The sequence below is a fragment of the Acinetobacter pullicarnis genome, assembly GCF_006352475.1.
In the GTDB taxonomy this organism is placed as follows: domain Bacteria; phylum Pseudomonadota; class Gammaproteobacteria; order Pseudomonadales; family Moraxellaceae; genus Acinetobacter; species Acinetobacter pullicarnis.
Genome location: NZ_VCMZ01000001.1, coordinates 3,846,016 through 3,859,804, shown reverse-complemented (window position 1 = coordinate 3,859,804; position 13,789 = coordinate 3,846,016). Strand labels below are relative to the sequence as shown.

Here is a 13,789-nt window from a genome sequence, read left to right as displayed (position 1 = left end):
AAACAGTTTAAAGAGGTATTTATGCAGTCGAGACGTATTCTATTCGCTTTTTCACTTGCAGCTTCAACAGCTTCAGTGGCTTTTGCAGATTTGATTCAAATAGAAACACCTAAAAACAATTCAGTCGCTACAGATCGTTTAGAACAACTGACCAAGACTTTATCACCACAAGGTTCATATTCACATGCTGATAGCATCGAAGTGCTTAGCAATCAGCAACTCAATGTGAAATTGCGTGATAATAAACAGCCGACTGAAGTGAATAACGACTCACTCGCGCAAAAATATGGTTCAAATAAAACTGCTAACTTTGGTTCGAACACTGGCTATTCGTGGTTAGTGACACATCCCCTCCCAGATATGAAGCGTGTAAGCTCATCTTACGGTGGTCGTACCATGGGTGGTCGTGCTGAAAATCACTCAGGTCTTGATCTTTCTGCACCAAGCGGCACGCCAATTTATGCGACAGGTCCTGGTATTGTGACCAAGTCGGGCTGGGGTACGGGTTATGGTCAATATGTCGAGATTAATCATGGCAATGGATACATCACACGTTATGCGCATGCTTCACGTCTAATTGCAAGTGTTGGTGAAAGTGTGAAAGCTGGTGATCATATTGCGAATGTTGGGTGTACGGGTCGCTGTACGGGTCCACACTTACATTATGAAGTCGTAAAAGATGGTCAACGTAAAAATCCATCGACTTATTTGGCTTTGCTTCCATAAGTCTTTAGCAATTCTTGTTTTGATATTTAAACCGCCTCATTGGCGGTTTTTTATTGCGTGCAGTAAAAATAGTCAAGCTGTATTTATTTACTAAATAATAGTCCCTTCCTATATTCACAGGTAACAATAACTTAACACCCCCAAAACATGGTACATATACCATATAGAAAATAGATCAAGGAATAGGTGGAACATGGCGTATTATGGTGATTCTGATGCTCAAGAAACAAAAGAATGGCAAGATGCTTTTGATTCGGTTTTACAGCACATGGGAACAGAGCGTGCTGCATTTTTACTCGAAAAGTTGTATCAACGTGCAATTACTAAGCACGTACCCATTCAGCGCCTAAATACCGCCTACTTAAACACCATTTCTGTTGAAGAAACCCCAGCAATGCCTGGTGATCAAGATATGGAGCGTCGTATTCGTGCCTTGATTCGCTGGAATGCATTGGCAATGGTATTGCGTGCAAATAAAACGGGTGATGATTTAGGTGGACACTTAGCAAGCTTTGCATCTTCAGCCACCTTGTATGACGTCGGTTTTAACCATTTCTTCCGCGCAAATAGCGATAGCTTCGGTGGTGACTTAATTTATTATCAAGGACATTGTGCACCGGGTATTTATGCACGTTCTTTTCTTGAAGGTCGTTTGACTGAAGATCAGCTGAATAATTTCCGTCGCGAAGTCAATGGCCAGGGACTTTCCAGCTATCCGCATCCGTATTTGATGCCTGATTATTGGCAGTACCCGACCGTGTCGATGGGGCTCGGTCCAATTATGTCGATTTACCAAGCACATATTCAAAAATATTTAATGAATCGTGGCCTAATCAAAGAAGAAAATCGTAAGGTTTGGGCTTATCTCGGCGATGGCGAAATGGATGAGCCAGAAAGCTTGGGTGCGATTTCATTGGCAGGTCGTGAAAAACTAGATAACCTGATCTGGGTGGTAAACTGTAACTTACAGCGCCTAGATGGTCCTGTTCGTGGTAATGGTAAAATCATTCAAGAGCTTGAGTCTGTATTCCGTGGTGCTGGCTGGCGTGTCATTAAAGTGGTTTGGGGCCGTCATTGGGATCCACTCTTGGCACAAGACAAATCAGGTGCACTAAAAGCACGTATGGAAGAAGTGCTTGATGGTGACTATCAGCGTTATCAAGTAAAAGGCGGTGCTTATACCCGTGAGAAGTTCTTTGGTAAATATCCAGAAGCTGAAGAATTGGTCAAAGGCTTAAGCGATGATGACATCGAAGAATTAAATCGTGGTGGTCATGACCCGTATAAAGTTTATGCGGCTTATGCAGCAGCGATGCAAAGCAATGGTCAACCAACCGTGATTTTAGCCAAAACAGTAAAAGGTTATGGTTTATCTGATGAAATTGAAGCAGTAAATAAAACCCATCAGATCAAAAAAATGCATTTGGAATCACTTAAATACTTCCGTAATCGTTTTAACTTGCCATTCGATGATGAGCAATTAGAAGAATTGCCGTTGTATCGTCCAGGTGAGAATTCTCCTGAATTGAAATACATGAAGGCACGACGTGAAGCATTAGGCGGTTATTTACCCGCACGTCGTAAAGAAAGCGTTGCCCTCGATATTCCAGATATCTCTGTGTTTGATGGTGTATTACGTGGTAGTGGTGGCAAAGAGCAATCAACCACGATGGTGATGGTGCGTTTGATTGCAGCATTGCTAAAAGAAAAAGCAATCAAAGACCGTGTGGTCCCGATTGTGCCAGATGAAGCGCGGACCTTTGGTTTAGAAGGGATGTTCCGTCAACTGGGTATTTATGCTGCGCATGGTCAAAACTATACGCCTGAAGACCAAGAACAGTTGATGAACTATCGTGAAGCCAAAGATGGTCACATGTTGCAAGAAGGGATCAACGAAGCTGGCGCAATGAGTGCTTGGTCTGCGCTGGGTACCAGTTATTCAACCAATAACTTGCCAATGATTCCGATGTACATGTATTACTCGATGTTTGGTTTCCAACGAATCGGTGACATTGCATGGGCTGCAGGTGACTCACAAGCACAAGGCTTCTTATTTGGTGCAACAGCGGGTCGTACCACCTTAAATGGTGAAGGACTACAGCATCAAGATGGTCATTCACATGTCTTGGCTGGAACGATTCCGAACTGCGTGGCTTATGATCCATGTTATGGCTATGAGTTAGCTGTGATTATTCATGATGGTTTGCAACGTATGTATGTTAATCAAGAGCGTGTGTTCTATTACTTAACGCTAATGAATGAAAACTACGATCAACCAGCATTACCAGCGGGTGCGGAAGAAGGCATTAAGCGTGGGATGTACTTGCTTGAAGAAGATGAAAAAGCCACGGTTCAGTTACTCGGTTCTGGTGTGATTCTGCGTGAAGTGATTAAAGCAGGTCAGATTCTACGTGATGAATATCAAATTCATTCGAATGTTTGGAGCGTCACCAGCTATAACGAGTTGGCGCGTGATGGTATGGCAGTTGAAGAATATAACCGCTTACATCCGATGGCAGAACAACCAAAAGAATCTTGGGTATCACAACAATTACGTGGTACAGACGGTATCGTATTATCTGCGACAGATCATATCCGTGCTTATAGCGAACAGATCCGTGCTTATCTACCAGACAATCGTCCATACGTAAGTTTGGGTACAGACGGTTATGGTCGTTCGGATACACGCGGTAATTTGCGTAGTTACTTTGGTGTTGATGCGGCACATATTGTGGTTGCGACATTGAAGAAACTTGCAGATGAAGGCGAAGTAGATCCACGTTTAGTCAAAGATGCGATTTCTTCATTCGAATTGGATGTTGATCGACCTGTGGCATGGTTGCCACAAGCACATCCTTCTGTTCAAAACGTTGCTGGCTATACAGAGCAATCAGGTGAGGAGAACTAAGCATGCAAATCAAAACACCTGATATTGGCGTAGATCAAGCGCTCGTTGCGGAAATTTTAGTCAAAGTGGGTGATCACATTGCTGTTGAAGACAGCATCGTATTGCTCGAATCGGATAAAGCCTCAGTTGAAGTACCCAGTACTTCAGCGGGGGTGGTCAAAGCCATTCTCGTAAATGTTGGTGATAACGTTGCGGAAGGCGCAGTGCTCATTGAGCTTGAAGCAGAAGCTGCAAGCGCTGCAGCAGAGACGCCTGTACAAACTGTAGCACCTGCTGCTCAACCAGCAGTAAGCACAGCACCTGTCGCTGAAGTCAAGGTCGCGACAGCTGCACAAACGGTTGAAGTTAAAGTTCCTGATATTGGCGTAGAAAAAGCCTTGATCAGTGAAATTTTAGTGAAAGTTGGCGATGAAATCGCAATCGATGACAGCATCGTTGTGGTGGAATCGGACAAAGCTTCAGTAGAAGTACCGAGTACAGTTGCAGGAACCATTGAACGTATTTTAATTCAGTCTGGCGATAGCATTAAAGAAGGTGTTGTACTAATTGAAGTGAAAACAGCCGTCACAGCTGCAAGTGAAGCAACAGCTGTTGAACAAGCACCAACACAAACTGCGAATACCAGTGCGCCTGCAGCGGCTGCTGTCGTACCTGTTGCCGCAGGTCTTGTTGAAGTGACTGTTCCAGATTTAGGGGTCGATAAAGCCACTGTTTCTGAAATTTTAGTTAAAGTCGGTGATCATGTTGCTGCACAGCAAAGCTTGTGCGTGGTTGAGTCAGATAAAGCCTCTGTAGAAGTACCAAGTACAGTTGCGGGTATCATTACTGCGATTCATATCAGCCTTGGGCAAGCACTTACACAAGGCACAGCATTGGTTGCGATTGAAAGTGAGTCTGTGCAACCCACTGCACCTGCTACAGCCGCACCCGTTGCAACGCCAGTTGCACAACCTACTGTGGCTGCTGCACCGACTGCAAAAGTTACTGAGCCTGCAGCGAATGCGAGTACAGATCAATTAAGCGTTGAACAGCAAGCTGAAAATGCCAAAGTTTATGCAGGACCAGCAGTACGTAAGTTGGCGCGTGAGTTGGGTGTGGTCTTGGCAAATGTAAAATCTTCTGGTCCGCATGCACGTGTGATTAAAGAAGATGTCTATGCCTATGTGAAAACCCGTTTGACGGCACCTGCGACAACAGTGGCAAGTCCTGCTGCAATGTTGTCTGGTTTACCGAAGTTACCTGATTTTACTAGCTATGGTGGTAGTGAGACCAAGGTGATGACACGTCTGCAACAAGTGTCGATTCCACAATTGTCATTGAATAATTTTATTCCACAAGTGACTCAGTTTGATTTGGCTGATATTACCGAGCTTGAAGCATGGCGCGGTGAGCTTAAAGCTGGCTTTAAAAAGCAGGGCATTAGTTTGACGATTCTTGCGTTTATTGCCAAAGCATTGGCGCATTTGTTGAAAGAAGAGCCTTATTTTGCTAGCCATTTGGCGGATGATCAAAAATCGGTCGTGTTACGCAACGAAATTCATATTGGTATTGCTGTGGCAACTCCAGATGGTCTAACGGTGCCTGTACTGCGTAATCCAGATCAAAAATCAATTAAACAAATTGCGATTGAATTGGGTGAGTTGAGTCAGAAAGCACGTGATAAGAAGCTTTCACCGAAAGATTTACAGGGTGCAAACTTTACCATTACCAGTTTGGGTAGTATTGGTGGAACAGCCTTTACCCCATTGGTGAATTGGCCGCAAGTTGCGATCTTGGGGATTTCACCAGCCACCATGCAGCCAGTATGGAATGGTGTGTCTTTTGATCCACGCCTGATGTTACCGTTATCCATGTCATACGATCATCGTGTGATTAATGGGGCCGATGCAGCACGCTTTACCAATAAGTTGACCAAGTTGCTTGCCGATATTCGCAATATCTTGCTCTAAACAGTTTTAGTCATATTTGTCAGCCCAGACTTCTTCACGGAGGTTTGGGTTTTTTATTATGTGATGATTGCAATAAAAATTGAAGCCGACTACAATTCATTCACTCATTGGGGAGTAGCCGCTATTTACACAAGTAAATAGGTGATGGTCAACATACTTGTTCAACAGAACATGGTCATCATAGCAAATAACAATGTCGCTTTATGATTAAGCAATCTTTTGTTGGCAAGACCTTTGATTTATCACTCTGCACTCGAATTTTGGCTAGCAGGAGGGGTAAATCATTGGTATCTATATGCTAGCCAGAGATTATGATTATGCAAGAGCTTCTTTCCTCTACGCTTATTGTTGCCCTCGCTGAAATGGGGGACAAAACCCAACTTCTTGCTTTACTTCTTGCAGCTCGTTTTAAAAAACCAATTCCAATTATTTTGGCTATTCTCGCGGCAACCTTAATCAATCATGGTGTTTCTGCGGCACTCGGGCAATGGATCACCGCGGTGTTGAATCCGCTTTGGCTCGTTTGGGGGCTTTCAATCGGCTTTATTGCTATGGCGGCTTGGATGTTAGTGCCTGATCAACTGGATGATGAAACCGAGAGCATTAACAGATGGCAGAAATACGGTGTTTTTGGTGCAACCTTCATCTTATTCTTTATTGCTGAAATCGGTGATAAGACCCAAATCGCAACCGTGGCTTTGGCTGCGAAATATGACAGTATCTTTTTAGTCACCGTCGGCACCACCATCGGGATGTTAATTGCTAACGTACCTGCGGTTCTGATTGGGGATCGTTTTGCCAGTCGTTTACCGATTGCTTTAATTCATAAGATTGGTGCATTGATCTTTTTGGTGCTCGGTGTCATGACCTTGGTGGCATATTATTATTTTTAAAACCGATTTAACTTCGTGTTAAATAGGCTGAATTTAAATCCCCCGTTGTTCTGTGTGCATTGCACCTCGGACATTAGGGGGATTTTTTGTTGACAAAAAAAATGAAAAAAAGATTGTGTTAAAAAACTTTTTTTTTTATATTCGCAGCTTAAAACGGACCTTGATAACGAGAATTCTTAAAATATGTTGTCTCAAATCCCTACACAAGATGCATGCCTGAGCTGCGGTGCCTGTTGTGCTTATTTCCGAGTCTCATTCTATTGGGCTGAAGGCGAAAGTATGCCTCAAGAAATGCTCGAACCATTAACTGCCGTATATTCGTGTATGCAAGGAACCAATCAGAAGCAGCCACGTTGTGTTGCTTTGGATGGCGTGGTGGGTGAGCAAGTCAGTTGCGGTATTTATGCACAGCGCAGTTCGAGTTGCAAAGAAGTTCAAGCGGGTGATGCACAATGCAACAAAGCTCGGTTTGCGCATGGCATGATTCCCTTGGTTGAAGTTGAGGATTTACCTTCAAGCAATGATGATGACTATGATCAGGTTTGCTAGGTTTAAGTACTAGATTTTTGCGCAGAAACTTACAGTACGCTCAATAATTTCGTCACTACATGAAATTTAGCGCAAAATTTGTATATAATGGCTCACGGAAATTACCAGCGAGACTGTTATGCTGACCATCGTTCAAGAAGCCTTAACCTTTGATGATGTCTTATTACTCCCTGCCTATTCTACGGTCTTACCAAAAGATGTCTCTCTAAGGACACGCCTGACCCGTGGCATTCAATTAAACATTCCTCTTGTTTCTGCAGCAATGGATACGGTGACTGAGTCTCGTATGGCGATTGCGATGGCGCAAAATGGCGGAATTGGAATTTTACACAAAAATATGGATATTTCAGTGCAAGCTGCTGAAGTTCGTCGTGTGAAAAAATTTGAAGCTGGCATGGTCAAAGATCCTATTACTGTTAGCCCAGAGACTACTGTACGTGAATTAATCGCAATTACTGAAGCGAATAATATTAGCGGTGTGCCTGTGGTGAAAGACGGTAAAGTGGTTGGGATTGTGACTGGACGTGATACACGTTTTGAAACCAATTTTGAGCAGCCTGTAAGCAATATTATGACTGGCCAAGATCGTTTGGTAACAGTTAAAGAAGGCGAATCCAAAGAAAATATTCAAGCTTTACTGCAAAAACATCGTATTGAAAGAGTACTGGTGATTGATGACAATTATGGCCTAAAAGGTCTGATTACCGTCACCGATTTCCGCAAAGCAGAATTGTATCCAAACAGCTGTAAAGATGATCTCGGTCGTTTACGTGTGGGTGCTGCGGTGGGTACTGGCGCAGAAACGGCTGCACGTGTTGAAGCCTTGGTTGAAGCGGGTGTTGATGCGATTGTGGTTGATACTGCACATGGCCATTCTGCTGGTGTGATTGAACGCGTGCGTTGGGTAAAACAAAATTATCCACAAGTTCAAGTTATTGGCGGAAATATTGCGACTGGTGATGCAGCCTTAGCTTTACTTGATGCTGGTGCAGATGCGGTTAAAGTCGGTATTGGTCCTGGTTCGATTTGTACTACGCGTATTGTTGCGGGTATTGGTGTTCCACAAATCTCAGCGATCGATCAGGTGGCCAATGCACTGAAAGAGCAGATTCCTTTAATTGCAGATGGTGGTATTCGTTACTCTGGCGACATGGCGAAAGCTTTGGGCGCTGGTGCAAGTACCATTATGGTCGGTTCATTGATGGCGGGTACTGAAGAAGCCCCTGGTGAAGTTGAATTCTTCCAAGGTCGTTACTACAAAGCATATCGTGGTATGGGTTCTTTGGGTGCGATGGCGGGTTCTACTGGTTCTGCGGACCGCTATTTCCAAGATGCGAAAGCAGGTGCTGAAAAATTAGTTCCTGAAGGCATTGAAGGTCGTGTTCCTTATAAAGGGCCAATGGGCGCAATCGTGCATCAAATGATGGGTGGTTTACGTTCATCGATGGGCTATACCGGTTCTGCAACCGTTCAGGACTTACGTGAAAATGCGAAATTCGTAAAAATCACGTCTGCGGGTATGCAAGAGTCGCATGTACATGATGTAACCATTACCAAAGAAGCGCCAAACTATCGCGTTGGTTAATCTTTTCTAAGATTTTTGATGAAAAAGCTATCCGATTGTGATGGCTTTTTCTTTTTTAGTGTAGAGTAGAATACTTAAATATAAGTTTGTCATCTTTTAAAATGCATAAGCAAAGTGCTTGATTCACATGGGCAAGCTATGCGTTAAAATTGCGAACAGGCACAGTTAATTTTTAATTATTAAGTTGTAATATATAATTGATGGAGACGGGATGAGTTATTTTGGTACAGACGGTATTCGTGGAAAGTTTGGTCAATTTCCGATTACCCCAGAGTTCGCACTTCAGCTTGGTTTTGCCGCTGGTAAGGTCTTAAAAAAAATTCGCCCGAATAAAAAACCCATTGTTGTTTTAGGCAAAGATACCCGCTTATCAGGGTATATTTTAGAGTCTGCATTACAGGCAGGCCTCAATGCAGCAGGTGTTTATGTGCATTTACTGGGTCCATTACCGACGCCAGCGATTGCGCATTTGACCCGTGCATTACACGCAGATGCTGGAATCGTTATTTCTGCATCGCACAATCCTTATTTTGATAATGGCATTAAATTCTTCTCCGACGAGGGTAAAAAACTCTCCAATGAACTACAACAAGCGATTAATTTAGAATTAGAAAATGATTTAGTTATTGAAGACAGTGCCAATTTGGGGAAAAGTGTTCGAGTCAAAGATGCCAATGGCCGTTATATCGAATTCTGTAAATCGACCTTTCCCTATCACTTCCATCTTAGAAATTTAAAAATTGTGGTCGATTGCGCCAATGGTGCGGCCTACAATGTTGGGCCTGCGGTATTTCGTGAGCTAGGCGCTAAAGTGATTGCTTTGAATCATGAGCCAGATGGTCAGAACATCAATGAAAACTGTGGTTCTACCCATCCTGAAGGATTGCAACGTGCAGTCGTGGCACATGGGGCAGATTTAGGTGTTGGCTTTGATGGCGATGCTGACCGTGTGATTATGGTCGATCGTCATGGTCAACTCATTAATGGTGACCATATTCTATATATTTTAGCGACTCAATCTGCGAAAAAACCAACAGGCATTGTTGGAACCGTGATGAGTAATATGGCGCTAGAACTCGCTTTAGCAAAAGCAGAAGTGCCATTTGTTCGTGCACAAGTTGGTGATCGCTACGTATTACAAAGCCTTGAACAGCAAGGTTGGGTAACTGGCGGTGAGCCATCTGGCCATATTTTAACATTAGACAAAAGCACGACAGGCGATGCAATTATTGCTGCCTTACAAGTGCTTACGGTGATGAAAGAGCAAGATAAAGCACTGGATGAATTGGTGGCTGACTTTAAATTGTTCCCACAAATCTTGGTTAATGTTCGACTTGAAAAAATGATTGACCCATTCCAAATTCCGGCATTGGTGACTGCATTTGAACATGCTGAAGCAACCTTAAAAGGTAGAGGGCGTTTATTGATTCGTAAGTCAGGTACTGAGCCAGTTATTCGTGTTATGGTCGAAGGTGACAATTTAGAAGAAGTTACCCATTTAGCGAACAATTTAGCCGATGCTGTGCGTCAACATGCTCAAACGGCTTAGGACATCCACATGAGTGATATGATTCAAGATTTAAGCGAATTACGATTAAGTTATCAAAAGGGTGAGTTGCATGAAGCCCGTGCAGCAATTGATCCACATGCACAATTTTTACAGTGGTTCAATCAAGCATTAGAGGCACAATTACATGAGCCTTATGCCATGTATTTGGCCACTGCAGATGCTCAAGGCCGTCCGCATGTACGTACCGTGCTGCTACGTGGTGCGACGGAAACAGGCTATGATTTCTATACCAATTATGATAGTCAAAAAGGTTTAGATTTGGCCGCCAATCCTTATGCTGAACTGTTATTTTATTGGCCTGAAATTGAGCGTCAGATTCGTGTTCATGGCCATGTTGAAAAAATTCCAGAAGCAGAATCAACGGCCTACTATCATAAGCGTCCACGTGATAGCCAAATTGCAGCACACATCAGTACGCCACAAAGCGGTGTTATCGAGAGTCGTGAACTTTTGCAACAACGTTTTCAAGATCTCGCTGCAGAAGTGGAGCAAGTCACCGAATTGTCTAAACCAGAGTTTTGGGGAGGCTATCGCCTTCAGCCAAGTTACTATGAATTTTGGCAAGGGCGACCAAATCGTTTGCATGACCGTTTAAGCTATGAATTATCCGATGGTGCGTGGCAACTGCAACGTCTTATGCCCTAATGCCGCATATGCAAATTCAACAACGTCCTTATTTGACCTCTCCTGGACTTTTCCAGGAGGTGCCTGCCTTTATTGCTAATATTTTGGCACGTCGCGGCGTGCAGTCGACACAAGAACTTGATTTAAAGCTTAAATATTTGCTTAAGCCAGAGATGAAAGGCCTTGCAGATGCGGCATTGCTAATTGATCAAGCAATTGATCAGCAAGATAAAATTGTAATTGTTGGCGATTATGATGCCGATGGTGCAACCAGTACTGCGTTGATGATCTTGGCGCTAAAGGAAATGGGCGCAGAGATTGATTATTTGGTTCCAGATCGCTTTAAATATGGTTATGGGCTCACGCCTGCAATTGCAGATTTGGCCTTTAGTCGCTTTCAACCTGATTTATTGATTACGGTCGACAATGGTATTTCAAGCCATGCAGGTGTAGCGCAAGCGCAAGCTCATGGTATGCAAGTGATTATCACAGATCACCATTTGACCACGAAAGAAACACCCGAAGCAGAAGCGGTGGTGAATCCTAATCAATTGGGGTGTAACTTTCCTAGCAAGGCTTTGGCTGGCGTGGGAGTGGCCTTTTATTTGTTGGCGCACTTGAGTAGCCATCGGGCTAAACTCGGTAAAACCAGTGCAAAAATGGCGCAATATCTTGATTTGGTAGCATTAGGCACATACGCTGATGTGGCAAGCTTAGACTATAACAACCGTATTTTGATTGATGCGGGTTTAAAGCGCATCCAGCAAAATCAATGCCGTATGGGGATTTCAGCATTACTTGATGTCGCAGATCGTGATCCAGCACAATTACAAGCACAAGATTTGGGTTTTGTGCTCGGGCCACGCATCAATGCTGCGGGGCGTATGGAAACCATGGACATTGGCATTGAATGTTTGTTAGCGACCGATCTGACACAAGCCAATGCGCTTGCACGTCAACTGAATGATCTTAATTTACAACGTCGTCAAGTTGAAACTCAAATTAAACAAGAGGCATTGTCTGCCTTAGCAGATCTACAGCTTGATCGTGAGAATCTACCAGCAGCTTTGGTGATGTTCGATGAACATTGGCATCAAGGTGTGATTGGGATTGTTGCCGGGCGCTTAAAAGAACAGTTTCATCGCCCGAGTATTGTCTTTGCGGCAGATCAAGACGGCATTCATATTAAAGGCTCAGCCCGTTCCATTGATGGCATACATATACGTGATGTTATTGAGCATGTGGCAGAGCAGCATCCTCATTTGGTAAGTTTTTTTGGTGGGCATGCCGCAGCGGCTGGATTAAGTATTAAAAAAGATCACTTTGATGAATTTAAACAAGTCTTTACTGAGCTGGTGGAACAGATAGATCCGACTGTTTTTGAAGCCATTTTATGGACAGATGGGGAGTTATCAGCAGAAGAGCTGCATTTAGAAACAGTAGAGCAAATCATGCAACTTGGCCCATGGGGACACCAATTTACATTGCCGATATTTGAAGGGCACTTTGAGGTAGATGAACACCGTTGGTTGAAGGAGACCCATTTAAAGTTGCGTTTGCGTTTGGGTAATCAGCAGTATGTTGATGCCATCGCTTTTGGTGCCAAAGATAAGTTTAATTATGATCCTGCTAACAAGACTGTCAGACTGGTGTATGAATTGGATCAAAATCAGTTCAATGGTCGAACTACTTTACAGCTTAGAATCGCACATTTGCAACAAGCATAAGCGGTATGCCAAAGTCATACATCGAGTAAAACACTTAACTTGAAATATAAAAACCGCTCATAAGAGCGGTTTTTTGCAGTTCAATTTAAATTGAACTTAGAAGCGATAAGCTGCACGAAGACTATAAGTATCGTCGTGATCACCGAAACCAGCACGACCTTCAAGGCTTACGTTTTGGTTGAAGAATTTTTTCGCTGAAATTCCCCAAGAATCACGATCAGCTAGATCGTTGTTATAGTAATCCATACCAACGCTCAAAGTTTTGTCGAGATAGTAGTCAGCACGAATGTTGTATTCGTCTAGGTCACCAAACGCACCGCCAGCTTCGAAGTTCACGTCATGTTGACCAATTTGGGTTACATATTTTGCACGAATGGTCGGATCTGAACCGTCTTTACCATCTTTTTGGTCATAACCAGTTACACCAAGTGCAAGCAATAAGCCCGGTGCAGGTAGATAACCAACCTCAGCACCATAAGTCGTTACACGGTTTTTACCGGCATCTTTAATTTTTACTTCGCTACGTCCAGCATGACCGCCGACGTAAAAATCTGTATCTGGAATATAAACTTCAGCACCAGCGCCAAAGTATGAGTTTTTCACACCGCTGTTGTCTGCGTAATCAACCTTTGCACTTACATTACTTGCGCGGTCTAAGAATGCAGCTTCATTGAGCGGGGCATCACGGGTTTGAACAGGTTTAAAATAATAAGTACCATCAACACCAAAGCTGTGGGTATCACTTGCCTTATCAAAATCGGTGAAAATATATGAACCGCCTACTTCGGTTTGATAGGCATTGGCTGAAGCTGAAATTGCACAAGCTGATAATAATGCTGTAACAATGGCTAATTTTTTCATCACTATTTCCCCTCAGAAAATAAGTTGGACTCTTCTAGAAATACATTTTTTGTTACAACTTCAGTCTAGAGAAATTTCACCGTACGTCAATCTTTACCGCGTAAATAAATAGTAATATTAGTAAGTTTGTGTAATTGATTTTATTTAAGCATATGAAAATTAATAATTAAAAGCATTTGTTCGATTTTATTAAAATGATGTGTTTTTGATGGACTTGGCTTTTCAACTCTTTGAAATACTCTATTTGGGATTGACTACTGTATTTTTGTCATAGAAACATCATCTTAAAAATGATGATTTTGACTTTAAATTTTAGATTCAAAAAAATAAATTGAGCATTGGATAAAAATGCGTAGTGTTGGATTTTATGTAGATAGATCGACTGTATGTTAGAATT

General features: G+C 42.9%; 10 protein-coding genes and 1 riboswitch. Of the genes, 9 read left to right on the top strand and 1 reads right to left on the bottom strand.

The genetic code is table 11. From position 1 onward, the window contains the following. Positions 1 to 21: 21 nt before the first annotated feature. The 9 genes from FD716_RS17315 to recJ all read left to right on the top strand — a co-directional run bounded on the left by FD716_RS17315 (position 22) and on the right by recJ (position 12,531). Complete coding sequence (locus tag FD716_RS17315) at positions 22 to 726, top strand: M23 family metallopeptidase (protein ID WP_139853470.1); 705 nt, start codon at positions 22 to 24, stop codon at positions 724 to 726. A gap of 193 nt (positions 727 to 919) precedes the next feature. Then, on the top strand, positions 920 to 3,634 hold the full coding sequence (gene aceE / locus FD716_RS17310; RefSeq protein WP_139853469.1) for a pyruvate dehydrogenase (acetyl-transferring), homodimeric type: 2,715 nt from the start codon (positions 920 to 922) through the stop codon (positions 3,632 to 3,634). A gap of 2 nt (positions 3,635 to 3,636) precedes the next feature. Continuing rightward, positions 3,637 to 5,583, top strand: coding sequence for a 2-oxo acid dehydrogenase subunit E2 (locus FD716_RS17305; protein ID WP_139853468.1), 1,947 nt, complete (start codon positions 3,637 to 3,639; stop codon positions 5,581 to 5,583). Between the two features lie 97 nt (positions 5,584 to 5,680). Further along, a riboswitch (yybP-ykoY riboswitch) is annotated at positions 5,681 to 5,807 on the top strand. Between the two features lie 93 nt (positions 5,808 to 5,900). Then, a complete protein-coding gene (locus tag FD716_RS17300; RefSeq protein WP_139853467.1) occupies positions 5,901 to 6,476 on the top strand; it encodes a TMEM165/GDT1 family protein in 576 nt (191 codons plus the stop codon). A 183-nt stretch (positions 6,477 to 6,659) separates the two neighbouring features. Continuing rightward, positions 6,660 to 7,025 (top strand): YkgJ family cysteine cluster protein, encoded by a 366-nt coding sequence (locus FD716_RS17295; RefSeq protein WP_139853466.1) that lies wholly within the window; start codon positions 6,660 to 6,662, stop codon positions 7,023 to 7,025. Between the two features lie 118 nt (positions 7,026 to 7,143). Then, the gene (gene guaB / locus FD716_RS17290; RefSeq protein ID WP_139853465.1) at positions 7,144 to 8,610 is read left to right on the top strand and encodes an IMP dehydrogenase; all 1,467 of its coding nucleotides are present in this window, start codon (positions 7,144 to 7,146) and stop codon (positions 8,608 to 8,610) included. A 211-nt stretch (positions 8,611 to 8,821) separates the two neighbouring features. Next, positions 8,822 to 10,159, top strand: coding sequence for a phosphoglucosamine mutase (glmM, locus tag FD716_RS17285; RefSeq protein WP_139853464.1), 1,338 nt, complete (start codon positions 8,822 to 8,824; stop codon positions 10,157 to 10,159). A 9-nt stretch (positions 10,160 to 10,168) separates the two neighbouring features. Then, positions 10,169 to 10,825 (top strand): pyridoxamine 5'-phosphate oxidase, encoded by a 657-nt coding sequence (gene pdxH, locus FD716_RS17280; RefSeq protein ID WP_139853463.1) that lies wholly within the window; start codon positions 10,169 to 10,171, stop codon positions 10,823 to 10,825. Continuing rightward, complete coding sequence (gene recJ / locus FD716_RS17275; RefSeq protein ID WP_139853733.1) at positions 10,825 to 12,531, top strand: single-stranded-DNA-specific exonuclease RecJ; 1,707 nt, start codon at positions 10,825 to 10,827, stop codon at positions 12,529 to 12,531. The genes pdxH and recJ overlap by 1 nt, the downstream gene beginning before the upstream one ends. Before the next feature lie 96 nt (positions 12,532 to 12,627). On the opposite strand, the gene FD716_RS17270 is transcribed toward recJ, so the two are convergent. Then, the gene (locus tag FD716_RS17270) at positions 12,628 to 13,392 is read right to left on the bottom strand and encodes a putative porin (protein WP_139853462.1); all 765 of its coding nucleotides are present in this window, start codon (positions 13,390 to 13,392) and stop codon (positions 12,628 to 12,630) included. Between the last annotated feature and the right edge of the window lie 397 nt (positions 13,393 to 13,789).